The organism is Methanobacterium veterum (genome assembly GCF_000745485.1).
GTDB classification, from domain to species: Archaea; Methanobacteriota; Methanobacteria; order Methanobacteriales; family Methanobacteriaceae; genus Methanobacterium_D; species Methanobacterium_D veterum.
On record NZ_JQJK01000009.1, the window covers coordinates 379,305 to 403,687 of the forward strand.

17 protein-coding genes and 1 pseudogene are annotated in these 24,383 nt (G+C 33.4%); 13 read left to right on the forward strand and 5 right to left on the reverse strand.

All coding sequences use genetic code 11. The features are described from left to right. Window positions 1-350: 350 nt before the first annotated feature. From EJ01_RS05105 to EJ01_RS05135, 7 genes are all read left to right on the forward strand, one after another. Window positions 351-1,160 carry a helix-turn-helix transcriptional regulator gene (locus EJ01_RS05105; protein WP_048081598.1) on the forward strand — a complete coding sequence of 270 codons (810 nt, stop codon included), beginning with the start codon at window positions 351-353 and terminating at the stop codon, window positions 1,158-1,160. 46 nt (window positions 1,161-1,206) lie between these two features. Then, window positions 1,207-2,325, forward strand: coding sequence for a response regulator (locus EJ01_RS16390; RefSeq protein ID WP_052375865.1), 1,119 nt, complete (start codon window positions 1,207-1,209; stop codon window positions 2,323-2,325). A gap of 167 nt (window positions 2,326-2,492) precedes the next feature. Next, entirely contained in the window at window positions 2,493-2,843 is a 351-nt protein-coding gene (locus tag EJ01_RS05115; protein ID WP_052375867.1) for a DUF5518 domain-containing protein, read from the forward strand. A gap of 116 nt (window positions 2,844-2,959) precedes the next feature. After that, window positions 2,960-3,343 carry a DUF5518 domain-containing protein gene (locus EJ01_RS05120; protein WP_048081597.1) on the forward strand — a complete coding sequence of 128 codons (384 nt, stop codon included), beginning with the start codon at window positions 2,960-2,962 and terminating at the stop codon, window positions 3,341-3,343. A gap of 144 nt (window positions 3,344-3,487) precedes the next feature. Next, complete coding sequence (locus tag EJ01_RS05125) at window positions 3,488-3,886, forward strand: DUF5518 domain-containing protein (RefSeq protein WP_048081596.1); 399 nt, start codon at window positions 3,488-3,490, stop codon at window positions 3,884-3,886. A gap of 218 nt (window positions 3,887-4,104) precedes the next feature. Continuing rightward, entirely contained in the window at window positions 4,105-4,497 is a 393-nt protein-coding gene (locus EJ01_RS05130) for a DUF5518 domain-containing protein (RefSeq protein ID WP_245611155.1), read from the forward strand. A 1,072-nt stretch (window positions 4,498-5,569) separates the two neighbouring features. Continuing rightward, window positions 5,570-5,980 (forward strand): DUF5518 domain-containing protein, encoded by a 411-nt coding sequence (locus tag EJ01_RS05135; RefSeq protein ID WP_048081594.1) that lies wholly within the window; start codon window positions 5,570-5,572, stop codon window positions 5,978-5,980. Between the two features lie 71 nt (window positions 5,981-6,051). Here EJ01_RS05135 and EJ01_RS05140 read toward each other — a convergent pair whose 3' ends face one another. The 5 genes from EJ01_RS05140 to EJ01_RS05160 form a co-directional block, all read right to left on the reverse strand. Then, a complete protein-coding gene (locus EJ01_RS05140; RefSeq protein ID WP_048081658.1) occupies window positions 6,052-6,447 on the reverse strand; it encodes a DUF126 domain-containing protein in 396 nt (131 codons plus the stop codon). A 243-nt stretch (window positions 6,448-6,690) separates the two neighbouring features. Continuing rightward, on the reverse strand, window positions 6,691-7,599 hold the full coding sequence (locus EJ01_RS05145; protein WP_048081593.1) for a DUF3566 domain-containing protein: 909 nt from the start codon (window positions 7,597-7,599) through the stop codon (window positions 6,691-6,693). Window positions 7,600-7,994: 395 nt separating this feature from the next. After that, window positions 7,995-8,924, reverse strand: a complete 930-nt coding sequence (locus EJ01_RS05150; protein ID WP_048081592.1) for a hypothetical protein — start codon at window positions 8,922-8,924, stop codon at window positions 7,995-7,997. 441 nt (window positions 8,925-9,365) lie between these two features. Then, complete coding sequence (purB, locus tag EJ01_RS05155) at window positions 9,366-10,715, reverse strand: adenylosuccinate lyase (RefSeq protein WP_048081591.1); 1,350 nt, start codon at window positions 10,713-10,715, stop codon at window positions 9,366-9,368. Window positions 10,716-10,744: 29 nt separating this feature from the next. Next, window positions 10,745-10,909: a preprotein translocase subunit Sec61beta gene (locus EJ01_RS05160; RefSeq protein ID WP_048081590.1), complete on the reverse strand. Its 165-nt coding sequence runs from the start codon at window positions 10,907-10,909 to the stop codon at window positions 10,745-10,747. A gap of 735 nt (window positions 10,910-11,644) precedes the next feature. Between EJ01_RS05160 and mer the strand changes: the two are divergent. The 6 genes and pseudogenes from mer to EJ01_RS05190 all read left to right on the forward strand — a co-directional run bounded on the left by mer (window position 11,645) and on the right by EJ01_RS05190 (window position 24,360). After that, window positions 11,645-12,615 (forward strand): annotated as a pseudogene (mer, locus tag EJ01_RS05165) (5,10-methylenetetrahydromethanopterin reductase). A gap of 222 nt (window positions 12,616-12,837) precedes the next feature. Continuing rightward, complete coding sequence (locus EJ01_RS05170) at window positions 12,838-13,545, forward strand: TetR/AcrR family transcriptional regulator (RefSeq protein WP_048081588.1); 708 nt, start codon at window positions 12,838-12,840, stop codon at window positions 13,543-13,545. Window positions 13,546-14,254: 709 nt separating this feature from the next. Then, a complete protein-coding gene (polC, locus tag EJ01_RS05175; protein WP_048081587.1) occupies window positions 14,255-17,548 on the forward strand; it encodes a DNA polymerase II large subunit in 3,294 nt (1,097 codons plus the stop codon). Window positions 17,549-18,131: 583 nt separating this feature from the next. Beyond that, window positions 18,132-20,444, forward strand: a complete 2,313-nt coding sequence (nrdD, locus tag EJ01_RS05180; protein WP_048081586.1) for an anaerobic ribonucleoside-triphosphate reductase — start codon at window positions 18,132-18,134, stop codon at window positions 20,442-20,444. A gap of 126 nt (window positions 20,445-20,570) precedes the next feature. Further along, window positions 20,571-21,341 (forward strand): hypothetical protein, encoded by a 771-nt coding sequence (locus tag EJ01_RS05185; protein ID WP_048081585.1) that lies wholly within the window; start codon window positions 20,571-20,573, stop codon window positions 21,339-21,341. A 76-nt stretch (window positions 21,342-21,417) separates the two neighbouring features. Next, a complete protein-coding gene (locus tag EJ01_RS05190; RefSeq protein ID WP_048081584.1) occupies window positions 21,418-24,360 on the forward strand; it encodes a hypothetical protein in 2,943 nt (980 codons plus the stop codon). Window positions 24,361-24,383 lie beyond the last annotated feature (23 nt).

Below are 24,383 nucleotides of genomic sequence, written 5' to 3' on the forward strand. Positions count from 1 at the left end.
TAAACCAATTTTATTAGTATAAAAGTCTAAATAATGAATTATAGCTTTTAATTACAAATTAAAAGGTTTTATAATAAACCAATCTAATTTTGTAGCTTTAAGGTTACTAATACTGATTGAGAACACTGCTTCTTTGATGTATGGAGTTACGAATCTCATATGATAAAAAATAATAACTAAAAAAAACAAATTGTTCTTTATCAACTTGATGTATTTGATTGATTTCTTATCTTTAGATAATGAGTAATTCATTATTTTAAATAATTAAAATATAACTTAAATGATAAGATCATACTATTGGCATAAAATAGCAATGATAATAATCATTATTTGATTTGAAGGGGAAAAATATGTCTGAAGAGATTTTAAAGCTTTATGGAAAAGTAAGGGATGATTTAAAGTTTCTCACAGCTTCTGATGTTAGAACAAGGATTATTATAACTTTAAATGGTGGATTAAAAAGTTTACGCGACCTTAAAGACGAAACAAATTTGAGTTCAGCAACTATTTTACATGGAATGAACCAGCTCGATGAAAAAAATTTCATACTTAAGCAGTCGGGAGGTTATTCCCTTTCTCAGACCGGTAAAATTGTCGCAATTCATTTAATAAGTCTCATAAAAGCTTCTACATCTCTGGGAGAGCTTGAAAAAATATTTTTAAGGCATGAAATAGAGGCTATCCCTGAATATTTACTTGAAACTATTGGTAGTTTAAAAAACTCGGTGGTAGTCGAGTCTACGCCTACAGATGTTATGAAACCCCATACAGTTTATGCTGAACTTTTATCAAAGGCCAAAGAGATTAATTACATATCTTCAGTCCTTCTTCCTCAAAAAATAGAGATGTTCGAGGATTTACTGGAAAGCAGTTCCCTTCAGCTTATGGTAACGCCTGAAATACTGGATAAATGGATCGAAATAAAGGGCAGAGAAAACTTGAAAAAAGCGACTGAAGAAAAAGATTTTAAAATATGGAAGATAGACGATGCAAGAATGTCTTTTACAGTAACAGATAAATTTATTGCACTGGGCTTGTTTTCAACTGATGGAATATATGATCTTCATAAATATTTAATAGATGAAGATGTTGAAGCGATTGATTGGGGAAATCGGTTGTTTGAACATTATTTAAAGAAAGCTGAAGAGGTTAAACTGTAATTGGGTTATGGGTTAAAACTAAAAATCATCGGAGTGTATTAATAAGATGAAACTTACTCGGATTTTGATAATAGAAGATAATTTTAAAGATGTCCGGTTGATACAGGAAATGCTTAAGGAAATTCCTTCATTTAGTTTTGAGTTTAAACATGTAGAACGTTTAGATGAAGGACTTAAATCTATTAAAAACGATGAATTTGATGTATTATTACTTGATCTTAATTTACCTGACTCATTTGGGATTGAAACATTTATTGAAGCATATAAAAATGCCCCACATTTGCCCATTGTAATATTGAGCGGTGCTGCTGATGAAGAAGCAGCATTGGACGCAGTACATGAGGGAGCTCAAGATTATTTGATGAAAGGGGAAGTTGATGGTAAATTACTGGCACGTTCTATATTTTATGCCATTGAAAGGAAACAGATAGAAGAAGAACTGGTAAAACACAGGGATCATCTAGAGGAACTGGTTGAAAAGCGTACTCTTGGGCTGAAAGAAGCAAATAAACAACTTAGAATAGAAATAAATGAACGTAAACGGGCAGAAGAGGAAATTATGGCATCTTTAGAGGAGAAAAAGATACTTCTCGACGAAATTCAAAGTAGAATTCAAAATAGTCTGCATACAATTATAAGTATAATAGACAGTGAATATCTGCAAAATGGATGTAAGAATTCCAGTGAATTTAATCAGGAAATTGAAAATCGTGCAAAAGCTGTTGAATTAATTAATGAAAAGCTTTGCCAGTCTGAAGATTTTGCAATGATTGATTTTGCAGAGTATATTAGAGATCTTACAGATTATTTATTTGATTTTTATGGGGCCAATTCTAATTTAATCAATCTTGAGATGGATATTGAAGGTATACCCCTTGATATTGATGTTGCAATTCCATGTGGCCTTATTATTAATGAACTTGTTACAAATTCACTTAAACATGCATTTAAATCTGAAATTAAAGGGAAAGTACAAATTAAATTCCATTCCAACGATAAAACATGGTTAACTGTGTCTGACAATGGTATGGGTCTCCCTGAAAGTTTTAAACTTGAGCATACAGAAACTTCTGGTTTAAGACTTGTAAATAAATTGGTAAAACAGCTTAATGGAAAAATTGAACTTAATGTCAATGGTGGAACTGAATTTAAAATTATTTTTTAATTTTTTTAACATTTTAAAAATTCATTTAAAACATTTTAATTACTCTTATTTTTAAATATTAACTTTTTTAAGCTTATCTTTTCCCAAAAGCCATAGCTTAAAGAAAAATATATTAGGGATTGTTAATAAAAATATAATATAAATTAATAATAAAGGGGGTGAGAACTGTGATAGTTAGCTGGAGAGCAGTAATCATAGGGGCTGTTATAGCCATAGTACTTGCAATAATTTTTGGAATGGTTTCTCTCATTTATGGTCCAATGATAGCAGTGTTAATAGCAGGTATAGTAGTGGGATACATGGTTGATACAGATATAGCAACAGGAGCAGTACACGGTGCAATAGCAGGCCTTGTTGGTGGAATAATAGCATTAATACTCGGATTATTAATTGGTTCTTCATTTGGTTTAGCAGGATCAGTAATAGGTGCAGCTCTAATAATTGCATGGATAATTGACATTATCGTAGGTGCAATTGGCGGTATTATAGGTTCTGCAGTAACTGGAAGAAGAGTTTAACTAGAAACTTTATTTATTTCTCTTTTTTTGAATTTTATAAATTCTCAGATTGAACTATCCTTTTTATATAATAACAGTTTATATTACACTTATCTGGAATTATTAGAGGAATTAACATGGTAAACTGGAAGGCAGTAATTATTGGTTTCATTCTTACAGTTATTTTTACTTCAATTTTAAACCAGGTTATTGGAAGTTTTGGTTCATATATTGGAGTTATAACCGCAGGTATAATTGTAGGGTACATGGTTAATTATAATTGGATGAATGGGGTTTCAGAAAATCGCAGATTTTCTGAAAAACAAAAATCTTTGATTTTTGGAGCTATTCACGGTGGATTAATTGGAATTCTTGGGGGGATAGTTGCTGTAATCATTGTATTAATTGTGGGGGGAGGACCCTATATAGTGGAATCATTCGGTGTTCTTTTACTGGTTGAAATAATTGCTGACGTAATTTTAGGTGCAGTTGGAGGAGCTTTTGGAGCTATGATAGCTTAAATAAGTTGATTTTGAATTATCATTTTAAGTGATCAAATAAAAAATTGAAATTCAGGTTATTTTTTTAATTAATTAAAGAATATTTTAAGTATTTAAGAAGAAAATATAAAGTTTAACTAGATTAAAAACTAAGGAAGTCAAAACATGGTCAACTGGAGAACTGTAATTATTGGTTTCATTTTAGCGGTAGTATTATCTGAATTTCTTGGATTCATTGGATTAACCATTGGGGCAGCTTTTGGATCAAATGGAGGCACTACTGGACAAATTATTGGATATCTTTTAGCAACAATATATGTTGGTTACAGTATTAATGGAAATTATATAAACGGTGCAATTTATGGTGCAATTATAGGTTTCATTGGAGGACTAGCATCTTTAATTGTTACAGGAGTCATTTTTGGAACTTTTGTAGTAACCACTGGTTCAATAACAGCTTTATCACTAGAATCAATACTTTATGGTATTATTGGGGCCATTGGCGGAATTATTGGGTTCATCATCAGCGTGTACTTCTCAATAAAAGGAGAGCCTGCGGTTTAAAAATCTTAAAATAGTTATGAAAACTGTTTTTTTTTATTTTTTATAGATTAATTTTTTTTAAAGGTTTAAAAGGTTAATTTAAACATGAAAACTGGGTTAAATATTTTCAAATATATCTTTGGACTAGTTTAACCGCATGGCATGTATTTTGTTAAGTTTGGATATAGATTTAAAAATAAATAAGAAATGTATTAATATTTAAACATAGATAAATGAAAATGGGTGAAATGATGGTTGAAATAAAATCGACACCCATAATAACTGGTATAATCTTAGCAATAATACTGGCAACGCTCTTTAAAATGATATCGGGATCATGGGGCGAATATGCCGGCGTACTTTTAGCGACAATATATGTAGGTTTTTCTGTTAGTGGAAACTATACAAATGGCACAGTTCATGGTGCACTAGTGGGTACTATAGGGGCAATAATCGCCGGAATCTTTTCAATTATGGGTTTTAAAGCGTTATTGGGAATAATAGAAGCAGCAGTTGGGTTGGATGCAATAATTTTATTAATTGTTATCTGGGCAGTTGTTGGAGCTATTGGTGGAACAATAGGAGTCATTATAAAAGAATCAGGAACATCAAAAGAAAAACCTGTAACTTAATAATATTAAATATAACAGAGAATTTCTATTAACCTCGTTTCGGGGATACTTATTTTTCATTTTCGGATAATTCTAATTAATGATTTCAGACGTTTATATTGAAAAATACATCCTTTAAACCTGTTTAATATTATTAATTATTATAGTAATTTATATCACATCTCTATTTTAAGGGTCGTCGAAAAATCTCTGATTTTTCTGGGTTCGCGAAATTTTTAATTTCGCAGAACCGTCAAAAAACCTATGATTTTTTGGGCCGCAGAACATAGCTGGAGAAAAATGTTTACAAAATCTACGATTTTGTAACAGCAAACACGAAGTGTTTGCATGCTATGCATTTTTCTATGTTTGCGAATTTTCAATTCGCAACCGTAAAAATCGCAGATTTTTACATGCCGGAGGAAATTTATTTCCTCGGCCGCAAAACCCCTGGTTTTTGCAGGCATAAAAAATCTATGATTTTTTGAGGTTCTGCATGTTTTTAGAAATTCTCTTTAATTAACTGAGAGTATCTTATTTTTTGTTTTAACTAATTTAAAGGAAATAAAATGATTTTAAACTGAAAAACATCTTTATTGGGTTTAACTACACTAATGCTGTATGCGGGAGATAAGTGGTATATTGGCATTTTAAGAGGTTTAATATATGCATTAACACCAATAATTGGAGTTTTCCTTGTTTTGTATATAAAGGATATAATGTTATGTAGATAATATTATAAATGGGGTATTTCAAGTGCTTTTCCGGGTTTGCAGCGGTATTTATAATTTGGGACATAATAGGGCCAAACCCTGTTTTTGGAAGTTATTTAATTGTCATCATGGTTATAGCGCAATTATGGTATTTGTAATTGGTACAGTACCGGGATTAATTGGTAGGGAACCGTAGGAAATTAGCTAAATGGGTATATTTTTGAAAATGAAAACTTAAATTAGTTATATTAAGCTGCGCCCTTATAATTTTGATTTATTTTTTAAAATTCATTATTAAACTAGGGGGATGCCCTGTAGCAAAATAAGTATTTTAGGGATTAAGGACATAATGCATACTGACTCAAGATTGAGGTGATAAAATGACTGAATGGACAGCTGTTGGAATAGGTGGAGTAGTGACTGCTGGTTTAACTATTGTTCTTGCCCTTGTGTTTTTCCCATTATTCTTTTTAGGGCCAATAGTCGGCGGTTTTTTGGCAGTATATTTGATGAAAGATGAATTTGAAAGCGGTATAATAAATGGAGCTTTAGCGGGAGTTATAGGCGGTTTAATAATTGGAATTCTCTCACTATTTGGTATTGGAATAATAGCTGCTGTAATAGCAGTTTTAGCAGCACAAGTGGGACTTGCAGTAGGTGCACTGGGAGTTTTAGTTGTAATCTTCTTTACAATACTTGCAGTGTTCATATGTGGAATTCTTTCTGCTATTGGCGGAGCTATAGGAGAATATGTACAATCTGCAGGTAGAAGAGGATATGAAAATTATTAAAGAATGAATCCTTAAATTCATTCTTACTTCTTTTAAAATAAGTATGTTGATTTAATAAGTCAAAACATAGTTCAGTTTATTTTTATAATGCCCGAATCAGCATTAACTTCAACAATATCTCCTTCTTTTAAAATATTTAAAATATCTGCATCTGGCTGGTCTACCATGGGTATTTCTGCCATTATTGCACCTGTTGCAATAATAGGTTCAGCTTTTAATGATATTATGGCAGTGGGAGCGGTTTTATTTTTTGCCATCTGGAATATAACATACGATCCTACCGTGGATCCTTTTCCAGAGGGAATTACAAGAATTTTTCCACTTATTTTTTTACCGTACAATTCATGCTGTGAATCAATTATAACTCCTGTTTTTGGGTCTACTCCACCTAAAAAACTTATAGAATCTTTTGTAACTATAACTTCTCCCTGGGCATGTCCTTTAGAAATTTTTCTACAATTTATAATCTGTTTTTGCATAAAATCACGTTTTAATCAGTAAAATAATTATATGAATCAGTTTAACGATTTAGTTAAATGTATCTAATATTTAATCAAACAAAATTATCTAGTATTTTATCTGTTTTATAGGTAACTTTTAACTGGCAACACATAAATTAGCGGTTTTTAAGGATGTCTAATATGAAGATTCAATTCAGCGTTATATCCAGTAATTAAAAAGAAAAATAAAGAAAAAATTAAATAATGATTTTACTGTAGTTCTAACTTGATTCCGCCGATTTTTGGCCTTAAGAAGTTATATATCAATGCTAGAATTGCATATGCTATAAATACACCTACCAGGAATCCGATTGTAAATCCTGCCAGGAACATAACTCCTATGATGGCAACTCCATATAGTGCGCTGATTATGACTGCGATTATTCCAATAATAATTCCGCATATAGCTGCAATAATTGCAGTTATTAACGCAAGCTGTACTGGTGCAACTGACAGTATCTCGTACATATTTTCTGCACCTGCTGCAAATTCAAGCTTAATCCCACCAACCCTTGGCGCTACTAAGTTGTATAATGCAGCTAATATTACATTTATTACAAATACAATTACAAATGCTGTTATTGGCAGTATTATAATGGATAAGATAGATCCTATAACTCCAAATGTTCCTAATGAGGATATGCTTTCTGCAGTTATATTTGTCCCGTTTAATGGCAGTGAACTTGCTATTTGTGATACTACAGGGATGTACGCTGCAACTAACGGCATAACAATTAAGGCAATTATAAGTACAAAAATTGCTGAAATGGTAGAAGTTATTAGTGCAAACGGCATCACTGGAATTGATTTTATTTCGCTTAGATCTTCAAGTCCAAGTTTAATTCCACCAAGTTTGGGGACTAATAGGTTGTAAATTAATGCAAATAGAAATGACTGCAGGACTCCTAGAACAAAGCTGCCTACCGGTGAAGAAACAATAGAAGCAATGTAGAACCATAGTGCAGTTGAGTTAGCTGCAGTTGGGGAAATTACGAAGGGTACTAATCCTAAAATTAATGTAAATATGGCATACAGGAAAGCCCATACTGCATTAATAGAGGATGTCATTAATGTGTAAGGAACAATTTCAATTGATTTGATTTCTTTAATGTCGACCATGCATTTACCTCCAAATCTTTGATTTTGGGTTCAGGAAATGCAATCAAAATCTTCGATTTTGATGCGACAAACACAATGTGTTTGTCAGTTATGCATTTCCTTCAACCTCTAAAAATTTTTAATTTTTGAATGTTCGGAAAACATAGCTGTCGAAAATCTCTGATTTTGACAGTTTTCCTCAACTCCTTTTATAGTTATTCTAATCTGTAATTATGCACTGGTTTATATAACATTTTCTTTAATTTTAAAATAGTATAATGGATTGTACAATTAATATTTAATTAAAAAAAAATTGTTGAAAGCTATATAAACTTAAAAATAGGATTTAATGCAAATTTTGATAATTTACAATGATTATCCAAAATAAAAGAAATAGAAAAAAAATATGAATTAATTTATTCAAGTTCCAGTTTAACTGCACCAATTCTTGGAGCTAATGCATTGTAGAATATTGTTATCAGTGCGGTTCCTATGAAATACATTACGAAATAACCAACTATGGATGCTATCAGTGCTCCAACTCCTCCAGATACGTTTCCATTTGCACTGAGTGATGCCAGATCTGAAAGTCCTCTGATCAGCCCAAATATGGTGAAAACGATTGCTACAGCCAGTGATGTTGGTACTACAGGTATAGAAGTCAGGTTTTTCAATGTTCCAGTAACTGCATCAAAGTTTAACTGTATTTTAGAAACTTTTGTGGCTATATAGTTGTAGAATATCGCTGCTAATGCATTACCAATAAATCCAAATATAAACGCCATTATTGGCAGTCCAATAATGAGGATTATGGCTAAGAATACTCCTCCTGCTGCTACAGCCTGTCCTGTAGGGATGGTCATGTTTGTAGCATTGGTGGCGTTGGCAATAGCCTGTGATACAACTGGGATGGAACTGCTTAAAGCTGTAAATACTGGTGTAATTGCAGCTGCTAAAAATACTCCAATAATGAAGGCCCATATTGCTTCTATAACTGCTAATATTAATGAAAATGAAACTACGGGGACATTTGCTACTTCATTTCCCTCTAATCCTAGTTTTATACCACCTACTCTAGGTGCTAAAGCATTGTAAAGCAGTATAGTGAAGAAACTTATGGCTAAATATGTAAAGAATGCTGCTATGGGATATATTATAATTAAAGCGGCTCCTGCGGATGTAATAATTGATCCAAAGATACTAGCTTGAGGGACTAAGGCTGCTATGATTCCAAATGCGATTAAAGTTATTATGGCTGCAATAAATGCTAGAATTGCATGTATTGATGATGACATCAATGTGAAAGGCGCTAGTTCAACCGATTTAATTTCTTTTACATCTACCATTTTTTTTTACCTCCTTAAAATCTTTTTGGAGTTCAGGAAACAGAACATTCAAAAATTTACGATGTCCTCAAAATCTTTGATTGCGAATGCGTCCAAATTCAAAGGATTTTAGAAAATACTATGTATTTTCTAACTCCCAAAAACTTTCAGTTTTTTAAGATTTTGACAGTTTCTTGTAACTCCTTTTAAGTTCTAATTATACTTAGTTTATATTTTGTGACATTAACATATATTTTTTTCTATTTGAATCCTAAAATAAATCTTTTTGTTCAAAAATTGGTAGAGTTAAGGATAAAATCAGGTTTTGTGGTACTTAATTAAAATAAATAATTTAAAAAAACTAAAATGGTGAGTTAATATGAAAATGAGTCTCTAAATAAATTGAAAGGTTAAATCTTAAAAATAAGTAATATATATACTAAACAATAAAAAAAGAATAAGTTAGAACCACTCTTTTGAGGATTCTATGACATTATCTACTATTTTAACAGATGATCCGATGTAAGTATGAGGATCCATTATTTCTCTAATTTCAGCCTCTGATAAATACTGTTTAATTTCATCATTCGTTAAAACTATATCAAGCAGTCCTGTATTTTTTTCGTAAGCTTCCATTGAACAGTCTCTTGCCAGTGCATAGGCAGTTTGCCTGCCCATTCCTCTTCTTGTAAGTTCTGCCATGAATCTTTCTGCCATTATTAACCCGTGGGTACAATTGAGATTTTTTTCAATGTTTTCTGGATAGAAGACCAGGTTATTGAGTAACTTATTTGTTAAGTTGAGTATGTAATCTGTAAGAATACATGACTCTGGAAAAATTATTCTCTCACAGGATGAGTTTGTAAGATCTCTTTCATGCCATAATGGGTTATTTTCAAGTGCAGGGGTAACATAAGCGCGTATTACTCTAGATACTCCATTAATTCTTTCTGCTGTAATTGGATTCCTTTTATGGGGCATTGTACTGCTGCCGACCTGTTTTTTAGGGTCGAATCTTTCTCCAACTTCCTTAATTTCAGTCCTTTGAAGACTTCTGATTTCTACAGCAATTTTGTCAAGGGTGCTTGCTATGTTTGCAAGGTCCATGATGAACTCTGCGTGGTTGTCCCTTTGAACTATCTGATTTGAGATTAGAACTGGTTTAAGGCCTAAGATTTCAGATACCTTCTTGTGAACGTCTAAACCTTCACTGCCAAGTGCTGCTATGGTACCAACTGCACCAGTTAGCATGCCCACGCATAAACGGTTTTTACATTCGTCCATCCTTTCAATCTGCCTGTGGAACTCATCAGCCCATAATGCAAATTTCATACCGTAGGTTAGTGGAAGTGCATGCTGTCCATGGGTTCTTCCAATACAAACAGTATTTTTATGCTCTTCAGCTAGATTAAGAAGGGTTTTAGTAACTTTAACCAGTTTTTCCCTTAAAATTTCTATTGATTCTTTAAAAAGAAGTGATTGTGATGTGTCGATTATATCATTGGAGGTTGCTCCAAAATGAACATATTCTCCTGCGTCTCCTTCGCAGGCTTCTGCAAGAGCTTTTACAATGGATGCAATATCGTGATTGGTTTGTCTTTCAATCTCTTTTACTCTTTCCAGTGTAACATATTTTGTGCTTGCTTTTTCTCGTATCTGGGATGAAGCTTCCTTTGGAACTAAGCCAAATTCGGATTCTGCTTCTGCAAGAGCAGCTTCAACATCGAGCATTTTTTGAAGTTTATTTTCTTCTTCCCAGACATTTCGCATTTCTTCTGTTCCGTACCTGTATTCAATAGGGTGAATTGCCATGTGTATCTCTCTAGTCTAAAATTTTTTAATTAAGTTGATACTGTAAAACGTAGTGCTATACAGATTACTCCGAGTAGTGCACTTCCAATTATAACCTGTTCTGGTGTTAATTTAGGTCCTCTTGTTTCTTCTTCGAAATATCTTACAAGGCCGGCTCCACTTGGTGGAAGGCTCTTTTTATCTCTTTTTGCCATAAAATCACCGATTAGCTTTATTCATATTATAAAAATTAATTCTAATTTGATATTAAATATATCCTTAAATTAATTTAAATGTTATATATCCTATAAATTTATGGATATAAATATTTAAGAAACCTTCTAATTTTTCTTAAAAGCTTCAATAAAATATTGTTATACCCTTTTATAAATCGACATAAAAGTTATTTGAGTTATTACTGTTTTATTTTGTATAATAATCAGTACTATATGTTTATTTTTGATCGTATGCTTCTCTTTATAACCTATTTGTGATTTCATGTTTTTAGGGGATGATTTGTGATAGATTCCATTTAAGTGGAGATCACCGAGTTCTCTAGCAGAGGTACGCCGGATAGTAATGAATAATAACTATAACAATGTCCTTTGATTTATTATGATTTTTTAATATTGCTTAAGAAAAAACAAAAACATTTATAAACAATAACCGACAGTTATCCTAAATTATGACCAGTGGTTTTATAAAATATTTACCCTTGGTTATAATTACCTAAAGTTTAGGAGGTTGAGGAAAATCCTAAATGATTTTCCGAACTTTCGAAAATCTGTCAAAAATTCATGATTTTTGACGCCTGCGAAATTATAAATTTCGCGGCAGAGAAACAGAGTTTCTCATACATCAAAAACCTACGGTTTTTGATAACGTCGATTTTCGAATGCCCGAACACTCATGTTCGGTGGCCTAAAATCAAAGAATTTGGAGGTAATAATATGAAATTTGGTATAGAATTTGTTCCAAATGAACCTATAAGCAAAATAGTTAAATTAGTCAAATTAGCTGAAGACGTAGGTTTTGAATACGCATGGATTACAGACCACTACAACAACAAGAACGTATACGAAACCCTGGCATTACTCGCCGAAGGAACTGAAACCATCAAAATGGGTCCTGGTGTAACCAACCCATATGTAAGAAGCCCAGCAATAACAGCTTCCGCAATTACAACTCTTGATGAACTCTCCAACGGAAGAGCAACCTTAGGTATTGGTCCTGGTGACAAAGCAACCTTCGACGCATTAGGAATTGAATGGACAAAACCAGTAAGCACAATTAAAAATGCAATCACTATGATGGAAACATTAATGGCTGGTAAAAAAACAGACAGCGGTGCACAATTAGGCGGTACCAAAGCTGTTCAGGAAAAAATCCCAATTTACATGGGTGCACAAGGCAAGGTCCTATGATGCTCAAAACCGCTGGTGAAGTATCTGACGGTGCATTAATCAACGCATCAAACCCAAAAGACTTTGAAGCTGCAGTTCCTCTCATAAAAGAAGGAGCAGAAGCAGCCGGTAAAAGTATAAGCGACGTTGACGTAGCAGCATACACATGCTGTTCCATAGACGACGACAAAGGCAAAGCTACAGGCGCAGCAAAAATTGTTGTTGCTTTCATTGCTGCTGGTTCACCACCACCAGTATTCGAAAGACACGGCCTACCTACAGACACCGGTGCTAAATTCGGAGAATTCTTAGGTAAAGGAGACTTCGGAGGAGCAATCGGAGCTGTAACCGACGATTTAATGAACGCGTTCTCTGTTTGTGGAACTCCTGATGACTTCATACCAAAAATCGAAGCTCTCGGAGAAATGGGCGTAACCCAGTACGTTGCAGGTTCCCCAATTGGACCTGACAAAGAAAAATCCATAAAATTACTTGGAGACGTAATTAGCTCATTCTAGGTTTTTTTTTTAATCCAAACTTTATAGTAAATCACCAATTGGATTAAAAAAGTCCAATTTGGAGAATTTTTTAATTCTCCTCTTTTTAAAAAGCGTTTGATTTATCAACATTGATGTTAACCCAATTAGGTTTTATTCAAATTATTTTTACTGGCTAAACATATATTATATTAAAATTATAAAGTAAATAACATCTTTTTATCTATGATCTGAGTGATTGTGATGTCTTTAGAAAGAAAGAAAATGAAAAGAAAACAGAAGCGGGAAGATATAATCAGTACTGCTGAAAAATTATTCTTTTCCAAAGGCTATGACGATGTTTCAATGAATGACATTGCTAAGGATGTTGGAATGAGTAAAGCAACCCTTTATTTGTACTTTGATAATAAAGACAGCCTTTTTTTTGCAGTTGTCCTTAGAGGCGCTGAAATTATGAAATCTCTAATAGAAAAAGAGATGGGAACTGTAGAAAAGGGTATTGATAAAATTTTTGCTTATAGAAATGCTTATTTTGATTTTGCATTAAGATATCCGGATTATCTTCATATTTACAATTATTTTATCTCTGGAAGGTTTAATTTAACTCGAATTGTAGATAATCTGGTCATGAAAGATGTAATTGAGCGCGGCAGAAAATTTGCCATGTTTCCTGCAACAATGGCTTCCTCTGATGAAAATGAGAGGCAAATCATGGAAATTCGAAAGGATATTCTTATACTTTTAATTAATTCAATTAAAACAGGTATTGAAGACGGTTCAATTGATAAAAAGATACAGATTATAGAAATGGCGATTTTAATAAAATCAATGACTGAAAATAACTTAAATATGCCTCCCGATTTAGTAAAAACCCTAGAAATAAGGGGTATAAATAGTAAAAAGTATTTTTTAGACATTAATAACTTATTAAACAGTTTATTTAAATCTTAACTTAAAATATTATAACAGATTCGTGGATTGAATTGAATATTTTCATTGGTTTATTATTTTTGTAATATTTAAAAGTCAAAGTACTGTGAAATTAACAGAGGATTATGACGATTTATACAGTAGTATTGTATCTATTATCATTGTAAATAGTACTAAACTTTATAAAATAACCTTTTATTATTATATCAATTTAATATTCTATTTTTTGAAGTATCTCGTGGTGATGTACTCTTTAAATTTCAGGAAAATTCTATAATTCATGGCCCTAATAATATAATAAATTGTTAAATAACTATCTATTTAAATTTAATATTTGTTTTAGTTGCATTTTGAGTACTATTTCATTGCCAACAACATATAATAATGTGTTATCTGTAGAACATATGTTGATATGAATGTGACCGCTTTTTACGCGTTTTTAATCTAACAGAACCTTATCATGTCAGCATTATCTACTTTGATTTGTTGTGCCAATGACTATTAATTTTTCATAATGTGATCTCTATTTAAAAGGAGATATACACAATTTGGGAATTTATAAGGGCCTTACAGTAAGCTTTATTATCTATTTAAACCCATAAGAATAAGCAAGATCGCATTTTTACTTTTTATGATTAAACGAAGTTGATCTTAAGTAATTACATACTGCATTTAAATGTGGTGAATAATTTTCATATAAAATATACTTTTAGTATGGTAAGGGAGCAATATGGGCTATTTCGAGACTTTAGAAGAGGAAACTGAAAAATTGTATGCTATAGCTAGAAAGGCACGGCTTAAAGGTCATGACATGGAAATGGAGCCGGAGATACCTCTTGCAAAGGATTTAGCAGAGCGAGTAGAAGGGTTAGTTGGCCCAAAAGGTGTTGCAAAAAGGATTAAAGAATTAGAAAAGGAATGGTCATCGAGGGAAGAAGTGGCATTTCAGGTAGCAAGAGAAATTGTAATAACGCCTGATGAGGAAGGTAAGGAAGACCCAATTGAAGTTAAAGAGCTGAAAGCTGACCAGGCACTGCGTACTGCCCTTGCTATCTTAACTGAAGGGGTAGTTGCTGCACCTCTGGAGGGAATTGCAAAGGTTAAAATTAAACAGAACTTTGATAGTACATGGTATTTTGCAGTTTATTTTGCAGGGCCTATAAGAAGTGCTGGAGGAACCGCAGCAGCAATGGCAGTTCTAATTGGGGAGTATATAAGACTTTCCGCAGGGCTTGATGTTTACAAACCTACAGACATGGAAATTGAAAGATACGTGGAAGAAGTTGAGCTCTACGAATCAGAGGTTACTAATCTCCAGTATTCACCAACCCCTGATGAAGTAAGGCTTGCAGTCAAAAGTATCCCTGTAGAAGTAACTGGAGAAGCTACAGACCAGATAGAAGTTTCCCACCGTGATTTAGAGCGTGTTGAAACCAACAGTATTAGGGGCGGAGCTCTCCTTGCGATAGCTGAAGGGGTTATACAGAAAGCTCCAAAAGTAATGAAATACGCTAGTAAATTGAAGATAGACGGCTGGGACTGGTTGGATAAGTTTTCAAAAGGAAGTGCCAAGTCAGATGATGAAGATGAAGGAGCTCCTAAAGTAAATGATAAATATATGAGGGATATAATTGGTGGAAGGCCTGTTTTATCATATCCTATGGCAAAAGGTGGCTTTAGATTAAGATACGGGCGCTCAAGGAATTCCGGGCTGGCTGCAATGGGAATCAGCCCATTAACCATGGAAATTGTGGAGTTCCTGGCAGTTGGAACCCAGATGAAAATTGAAAGGCCAGGTAAAGGAATGTGTGTTGTCCCATGTGATACTATAGAAGGTCCAATAGTTAAATTAAGGAATGGAGATGTAGTTAAGGTTGAATCCACAGCACAAGCTAAGGAGATTAAAAAGGATGTAACAGAAATCCTTTTTTTAGGAGATATACTTGTAGCATTTGGTGAATTTTTAAGGAATAACCATGTGCTGTTACCCTCTGCCTGGTGTGAAGAATGGTGGATTAAAACAGTTCAAAATTCTGAAAAGTATTCAGAAGAGACAGGGCCCGATTTAAGTCTGGAAACGATTAATGATATTGGTTCAGAAGAGGCATTTGAACTGTCAAGGAAATACAATGTTCCACTGCATCCAGAATACACTTATTTTTACCACGATGTCTCATGTCTTGATTTAAATATGCTCCGAAGCTGGTTGTATAAAAATTATGATGGTTCTTCGGTAGAAAATGGTTTAATGTTGGATATAGAACCTCCTAAGAGGATTTTAGAAGTTATAGGTGTTCCTCATAAGGTTCAGGACAATAAAGTGGTAATAGATCATGACCATGCAAATGCCCTGATCAATACTCTTGCTGAGCCTTTGGATGCTGAAAAAGATATTACAACCTTGGAAGCACTGAATGAAGTATCTCCTGTGAAAATAATGGCAAAGGCCCCAACATATATTGGTACAAGGGTTGGAAGGCCTGAAAAAACAAAGGAAAGAAAAATGAAACCTGCACCTCACGGGCTGTTCCCTATAGGTACTAATGGGGGAAGCAGGCGTAACATCATTGAGGCGGCCAAAAAAGGAAGTATATTTGTTGACATTTCAAGATGTAAGTGTACTGAATGTGGAGTAAGTTCATTCCATGCTAAATGTCCAGTATGCGGCGCGAGAACAGAACCAACGGGTGCTGCAAAGAAAAAGATTAATTTAGCCAGTTTACTTAAAAAGGCATATGAAAATGCTGGAGTTAGAAGATTGGATGAAATAAAAGGGGTAGTAGGGATGATATCTGAGGAAAAATACCCTGAACCTCTTGAAAAAGCTATACTCCGGGCTAAAAATGATGTATTCGCATTTAAAGATGCTACAATAAGGCATGATTCTACTGATCTACCTATCACCCATTTCATACCTCAAGAGGTAGGAGTAACTCCAGAAAAGCTGATTGAACTTGGATATACTCATGATTGTTATGGGGATCCACTTGAACGTGATGATCAAATCATTGAAATAAAGATTCAGGATATAATAATCTCGGATAATTGTGCAGAATACTTTGTAAGGGTTTCAAAATTTATAGATGACCTGCTTGAAAACTATTACGAGCTGGATAGATTTTATAATATTAATGAAGTAGAAGACCTGGTTGGGCATCTGGTCGTAGGTCTTGCACCTCACACTTCTGCTGGTGTTTTAGGAAGAGTTGTTGGATTTACAAAGGCAGCATGCTGCTATGCACACCCATATTTCCATTCTGCAAAAAGAAGAAACTGTGACAGTGATGAGGATGCAGTGATGCTGCTTTTAGATGCATTAATAAACTTCTCAAAGATATTCCTTCCAAGTTCCAGGGGTGGAAAGATGGACGCTCCATTGGTTCTTTCATCAAGGATAGATCCAGAAGAAATCGACGATGAATCGCATAATATCGATGCAATGGCCACACTTCCGCTGGAACTCTATGAGAAAAGTCTCGGATTTGCTAAACCTTCCGATGTCATTTCGGTTATAGATAATGTTAAGAGAAGGCTGGGTACAGAGGACCAGTACCAGGGTCTCATGTTTTCACACAATACCTCAAGCATCCACAGCGGTCCAAAACTATGTCTTTACAAGATGCTTCCCACCATGAAGGAAAAGGTGGAAGAACAGGTTAAAATCGCTGAAAAGATAAGGGCTGTTGACCAGAAGGGAGTTGTAGAGGGTGTTCTTCAGTCTCACTTTTTACCTGACATGGCTGGAAATTCAAGGGCATTTTCCAGACAGAAAGTTAGATGTACTAAGTGCAACAAAAAGTATAGACGAATACCACTTTCTGGAGAATGTACCTGCGGCTCAAATTTGATACTCAGCATATCCAAGGGTTCAGTTGTTAAGTACCTTGAAATTTCAAAGGAACTGGCTAAAAGGTATCCGATTGACACTTACCTTGTTCAAAGGATAGAAATTCTTGAATCCGGGATAAATTCGTTGTTTGAAAGCGATAAATCAAAGCAAAGTTCACTTGATGTATTTTTATAATTGGAAAGTGGAGTACATGAGGCTAGCACTGTTATAAAATGAAGGAGTACATTCCTAAAAATTAGATATACGCTGATTAATCATGTTAAATTAGGTTAATGCTAATTTAATTTATTTAATGTCCAAATATTTTGTTTTCAAAAGTTTTTACACTTTATATTTGGAATATGGGGGGATACAATAGTATACTGACTTAAATATTTGATTAAACATCAAAATTACATGCAGTAAAAAATTAAAATTTTTTTCAGCGTGTTATATATGTTCATTTAATATTAAATCGTATATTGGTACGAACCAGTGGTTTTATAACACTATAGTAAAGTTTTAATCTTAGAGGTTAATAATATATAACTAGAATTCTACAATTCCGTCCTATTTAAACGGAATGAATTTCAGTAGGATAATGGTTATTAATATGATTGAACGATTATTATAAGTAAAACTAACTGCAATTATCATATTAAGGTATTATAAATACGTATTAAACTTTAAAGTAGAATTAACGAAATAAAAATCATAAAAAAAATAATCTAAAATTATTTTCTGGAGGATTCAGTTTATGTGGTTTGGAGGACTATGAATGAAGGACATGCGTGCTATGGCGGCACTGCCTATACAGGCTAAAACGTGCGTCCTGAAAAACAATGGAATATACGAAAAATTCAGCTATGAAAAAATAGTTAAATCGTGTCTTATGGTGGGAGCTTCACTTTGGGCTGCAGAAAAGATTGCAACAGACGTAGCAACTGCGGTCTATAACGGTATCTCTACTGCAGAAATTAAGATACTGGTTCATGATTCCCTTAAAAAAATTGATGGGAAGGCTGCCGGTAAATATTTAGCAGCTAACCAATTAAAGGTCAGGACTACCAGGGATACAATAGAACCATTTGATAAAAGTAAGATTGAAAAAACACTTATTGTGGAAACACATGCTTCAGAAGATCTTGCTGGAGAAATTGCAACAGATGCGTGTAAAGAACTTAAAAAACTCGATGTTGAATACCTGACCGCGCCGATGATCAGGGAAATTGTAAACACCAAACTTGTAGAACACGGTCTTGAGACATTAAGGCGAAAGTATACAAGGGTTGGTATACCTGTCTACAATATAACTAACCTCATAAAGAACGGCTCCAGGGATAATGCAAATATGATCCATAATCCTGAGACTGTTCACAAATATGTTGCAGATGAAGCACTCAAGCAGTACGCATTGTTACACATACTTCCAAACGAACTTGCAGATGCCCACATGGGCGGGGACATACATATACACGATCTTGAATTCTTTGCAGGACGCCCAATAAATTGCTTACAACATGATTTAAGGGTATTTATAAAAAATGGACTTAAAGTGGATGGTACTGGAGACCATACTTCAGTTGCAGGCCCTCCAAATCATATTGAAACACTTATGAACCATACTGGAGAAATAATGCTTGCAGCTCAGCAGAACATGAGCGGAGGTCAATCAATGAGCCTCTGGAACGTGTTTGTAGCTCCGTTTGCAGCAGGCTTACCTTATGAAAAGGTAAAGCAGGCAGTTCAGATGTTGATATACAACCTGAACATGGCTTACGCTGCAAGAGGCTCGCAGGTTCCATTCACAAGTATCAACCTTGAATTTACAGTCCCTGATTTCTTAAAAGATGAGCCAGCTTACGGCCCTAAAGGAAAACGTGTAGGAACATATGGGGACTTTGAAGAAGAAACAAGGTTACTACAGAGGGCATTCACCGAAACACTCCTTGATGGAGATTCAGAAGGTAAACCACATCTCTTCCCAAACACAATATATGTTTTAAGGAAAGAATGCTTAAAAGAAGAGTTTGATGAAGATATAAGGCGTGTTCACGAGCTTTCAGCCAAGTTTGGAACATCTTACTTCATAAACATGCTGCCTGATTACAGGGGAAATCTCGCTAATTACATGGGATGCAGAACATCTTTAAACGATGATTGGACTGGAGACTGGTCTCAAGACTGTTTCAGGACAGGAAACCTTGCATATGTTACACTGAACCTTCCGAGGATTGCATATAATTCCAAAGATGACAGTGATATATTTGAATACCTTGACTCCTATCTGAATCTTGCAGAGCAGACACTGATGCTCAGAAGAGAACAGGCTTTAAATTGCCTTAATGATTATAATTTACTCCCATTCCTGTCACAGAGACCAAACGATGAAGATGGTACCTACTATAGAATAGAAAATTCCACAATGTCATTTGGTTTTGTTGGGCTTAATGAAATGCTCCGATCTTATTTAGGTGCAGGAATTGAAGATAAGGGTGCCAACGAGTTTGGACTTAGGGTAGTTGACTATATAAATGAGAGAGCTGCCAAGTTGAAGGATGAAACAGGACTTAGATGGAGTGTTCTCCAGACACCTGCAGAATCCACAGCTTACAGGTTTGCAACCCTTGATATGGAAAAATACAGGGACAAAATCATTGCTCAAGGGGACGAAAAAACTGCATACTACACAAATTCATCCCACGTGCCGGTTAATGCAGATATTTTACTCCCAGAAAAAGTTAAAATCGAGTCTCAGTACCACTCCAAGACCCTTGGAGGACATATATTCCATGCATTCATGGGAGAGTCCTATTCAGACCCAGATGCACTCATGAGCCTTACAGACAAAATAGCCAGGAAATCAGATATTGGATTTTGGGCTTACAGCTCCGCACTGAGCTTCTGTCTGAAATGTAAAACTTTAATGAAAGGTTTACAGGACAACTGTGCGACCTGCGGTGAACAGAAAGAAGTTGAATGGTACGACCGTATAACCGGATATGTTCAGCAGGTAGGAAGGTCTAAATCCGCTTCTGGTGGATGGAACCCTGGTAAGATGCAGGAACTGTTGGACAGAAAACGGTTCTAACTTTTTATTTTTTTATTTTTATGTAATAATAAGATACGACATTAATTTAGCACTTTCTATATTTAAAAGCACTATTTATGGAAATGCCTGTTTACTAATTATTAATTTTAATTTTGAGGTATTAAAATGATAGAAAATAAAGTGAAAAATGAAGATGAGGAAATAATTAAATTACCTCTTTCGCAAAAAAGAATAGATAAATTTAAAAAACACGCTCAAGAATCTAGAAAATTCCATTCGAGTATATCTAAATTATTAAAACAATATACTTTTCCTGCGCAAACGGACAAAAAGCTAGAATCTTTTGGATCAATTGTAATGATTTCTAAATATCCTTTTGTAGAAATAAATGGCCCTATTTATTATGATGATAATGGAAGGGATTTTGGAAGGATAATTGCGCAAGAAAAAGACGAATTGATTATTAAGGACATTTTAAAAGTCAATAATATAAGAAAAAGTAATAACGAGAAAATAAAGAAGTTCCTTGATATTTGTATAGACGAAATGGAAGATAAGGGTTATAATCCTATTTTGATGATAGTTCCTAGAAAATTTGATATTAAATTACTCGAAAATGAATTTAAACGTCAAAAGTTGAAAATAAATGGTGAAGAGACCTTAGAACGTTTATACAGAAACTTAATTATTAAAAATCAAGATATTCCTGAGAATATTATTTTAATTTTGGATATTGAAAAGGGATTTGAATATAAAGAGAATGAAAATTTATTTATAGATGTTAGAATTCCCACAGAAGAAGATATAAAATTGTATCTTGAATCTTTTCCAAACAGTCATGAAAATTTTGATGTGAGTGTAAGACTTAAAATTGCAGATGACTTCCATTTTAAAATCATAGATAAAAATGCGATTTTAAAACTAGAAATAAACTAATTTTATCTTTTTATTTTTAAGATATTGGAAATTAGATATTTATTTATTAAATGGATTCTGGGTGAGGTGGTTTTAAATGGCAAATATTCCACAAATAATTGCACAAATAAGATTTCAACTTGATCAACTTTCTGTTAATAACGCTCATCATGATTTTGAGCATCTTTGTCGGCATTTAACACGAGCTAGAATATGTAGCAATATTTTACCTGCAACTGGGCCGGTTTCTGCTGGTGGAGATCAAGGAAGAGATTTTGAAACGTTTAGGACATATTTAAATTCAAGTTCTATTGCTAATTCAACTTTTATTGGGCTTGCATCAGATGAAACTATTGTTTTTGCTTGTTCATTACAGAAAGAGAATATAAGAACAAAAATAAAGCATGATATTAATACAATTATGTCTCAAGGTTCTATTGTAAGTACAATTATATATTTTTGTACATCTGACATACCTGTTTCAAGAAGACACGAATTGCAAGATTGGGCTAGAAAAGAATATTCAATTGAATTGGAAATACATGGTGGAGATTCTATATCCGAATCACTCTCTGACAGGGAGACTTTTTGGATTGCAGGTGAATATTTGAATATACCATTTGAAATTTATCCAAGGATTGAACAAGAAGGAAATTGGTATTCAAAAGTCTTTGAAAAATGGAAGAATCCAGAAAATTTTTCGTTTAATTATGCGGATTTCTATGAAATTAGTACAGCAGCTCGCTATGCTACTTTTGATGATCATACTGTTAGACAAGATATACCTTTTTGGATATCTCTTTTAGAAAAATTTCAAGAAGAGGAATTTCCCGTAAATATGAGGAGACATTCTATTTATGAAATTTCGATTGTATCTTTAAGGGGTATTGGAACGCTTATTGGGCGTGAAAATATTATTCGTGAATATTTTAGTATATTGTCTGAACTAAATGATTTTAATGAATTAGATGGTGCTGTAGCCCTTTTAAATTATTGCATAAGTGCATTTCATGCAGGTTTAATAGAGATAACCCTTGAAGAATTGAACGAATGGCATACTTCTCTTTTAGAAAAAATAGAACATAAAATTAATGTAGTTAAAGAAATTGGATTCAAATGCCAGTTACTTGAATTAAGGGGTTTTATAACCTTTTATCCATCTGAAAATACACACATAATAGATTTCAGTGAAACAATAAATAATTGGTTACGCCTTGTCGAAATAGTAAAAGATGCACCACTTTTTCCATTAGATAGATTTTCTGATAGATTAACTGAATTTTCTAAATATATTGGTGATGATCCTCATTATGACGAATTAACGGAAAAAGTAGATATATTGTTATCAAAAAGATATGGGGAATTTAAGGCGGCAGAAAAATGTAGAGATAGGGCAATGGTTTTTTACAAAGAAGGTAAAATACTTAAAGCGATTAATCAACTTCATCAAGCGAAAATTAAATGGTTTGCTGAGGAAACATTATATGGATCATTATTGGCAATTATCTTAATATCTCAATGGTATTTAGAGCTTGGATTATCATTTGCAGCGAAGTATTATGCATTAGCAGCGGCATATATAGCTCATCATTCCTCCAATCAAAATGTTAAAAAATTTATTCCTCAATCCTTATTTATTTCCTCAGAATGTGATTATGTTCAGGGTGCTTGGTGTGGATTTTGGGAATTATTTAGAATAGCTCTTTTAGCTCATCTAACCTTATCTAAAGAACCAAATGACATAGAAAAACATGAAGAACTCTTTAAAACTTTATATTGTAGTTCTATGTTAACTTTTACTACTCAAAATTTCTTTGGAGAAGATTTGAACGTATTTGTAGAAAATATGTTAAATATGTGCTATGGATTTGATAAATTAATTGAAGAATATACATCCGAAGCTGAAGAGAAGTTTCCTATTAGAAACATCGATGATCTTTGGGTAGAACTTGAAAATCAATTAGAAGGTAGGCCTTTTGGAGATTGTGGACATATGAGAGAAGTTTCATGGTCTGAACTAGGTATAACCTGGAAAATATGTTGGGAAAATAATTATGAAAATACTATTGTTTCTGAACAATTCATTGCCATTTTGCAAATTTTCATGGTAGATCTTGCTAATATTGATTTATGCTTATTAAAAACAGATATAGATGTTTTAATTTCAGTAAATGATGAGATAAACGATCCTCATATTGAACCTATTCCGTCTAATGATGGAAGAAAGTGGAAAATTGAGTTTCCTCCTTATGAGAATAATGGTGACATAAAAAATTTACAAATTAAGTTCATAGGCTTAGTGAGTCACATTCTGTACGAGGTTTCCCTTTTACCCTCAGATAAATTTGATGAAATAATTAAAAATTGTTTCAAAAATGAAATTTCGATGAAAACATTCATTGCAAGACCATATGCAGATTTATTAAATGAAACAATAACTCAAGATATTTTTGATGAAACAAGTAGATCCACTAAAAAAGTTCCTGAAATGCAGCGTTCATTTGAATTACATCCATATGGGGAATTAAAATGGTTTGATGGACCCGGAATTGGATATAGTGAAGAGGAATCTAAAGAAATGATTAAAAGTCGTTACGAAAGAGCAATTGTTCCTATTAAATATACAGTTGAAAGATTAGCAAAAGATCCTGAATTTATTCCTATAATTGAAAAATTACGTGAGGATGGATGGTTAGATTGGCATATATTACTTACGATAAATAATATTGCTTTAAGATATAGAATAGAAGAAAATATGCGAGAATATCCTATTCCTTTTGTTGACAAAAAAACTTGGTATCAAAATGAATGGGAAATGATTATCGACAATGAGGAAAGCAAAAATTCTAGTATAATTCCTACTTTGGAATTTAATGAAGAAAATATTAGAATGTCGTTGAATGTTAGTATGATTTCAACTCTTAGACTTTTAGGTCTTGAATGTAAACAACAAACTCCAGACTTTGAAGCTATTAACCATTTTCTTAGTAATAGATATAATTACTGGAATGACGATGTGGAACACGAAGAAATTTTCTAATTAATTTATTAAACTTTTTACTA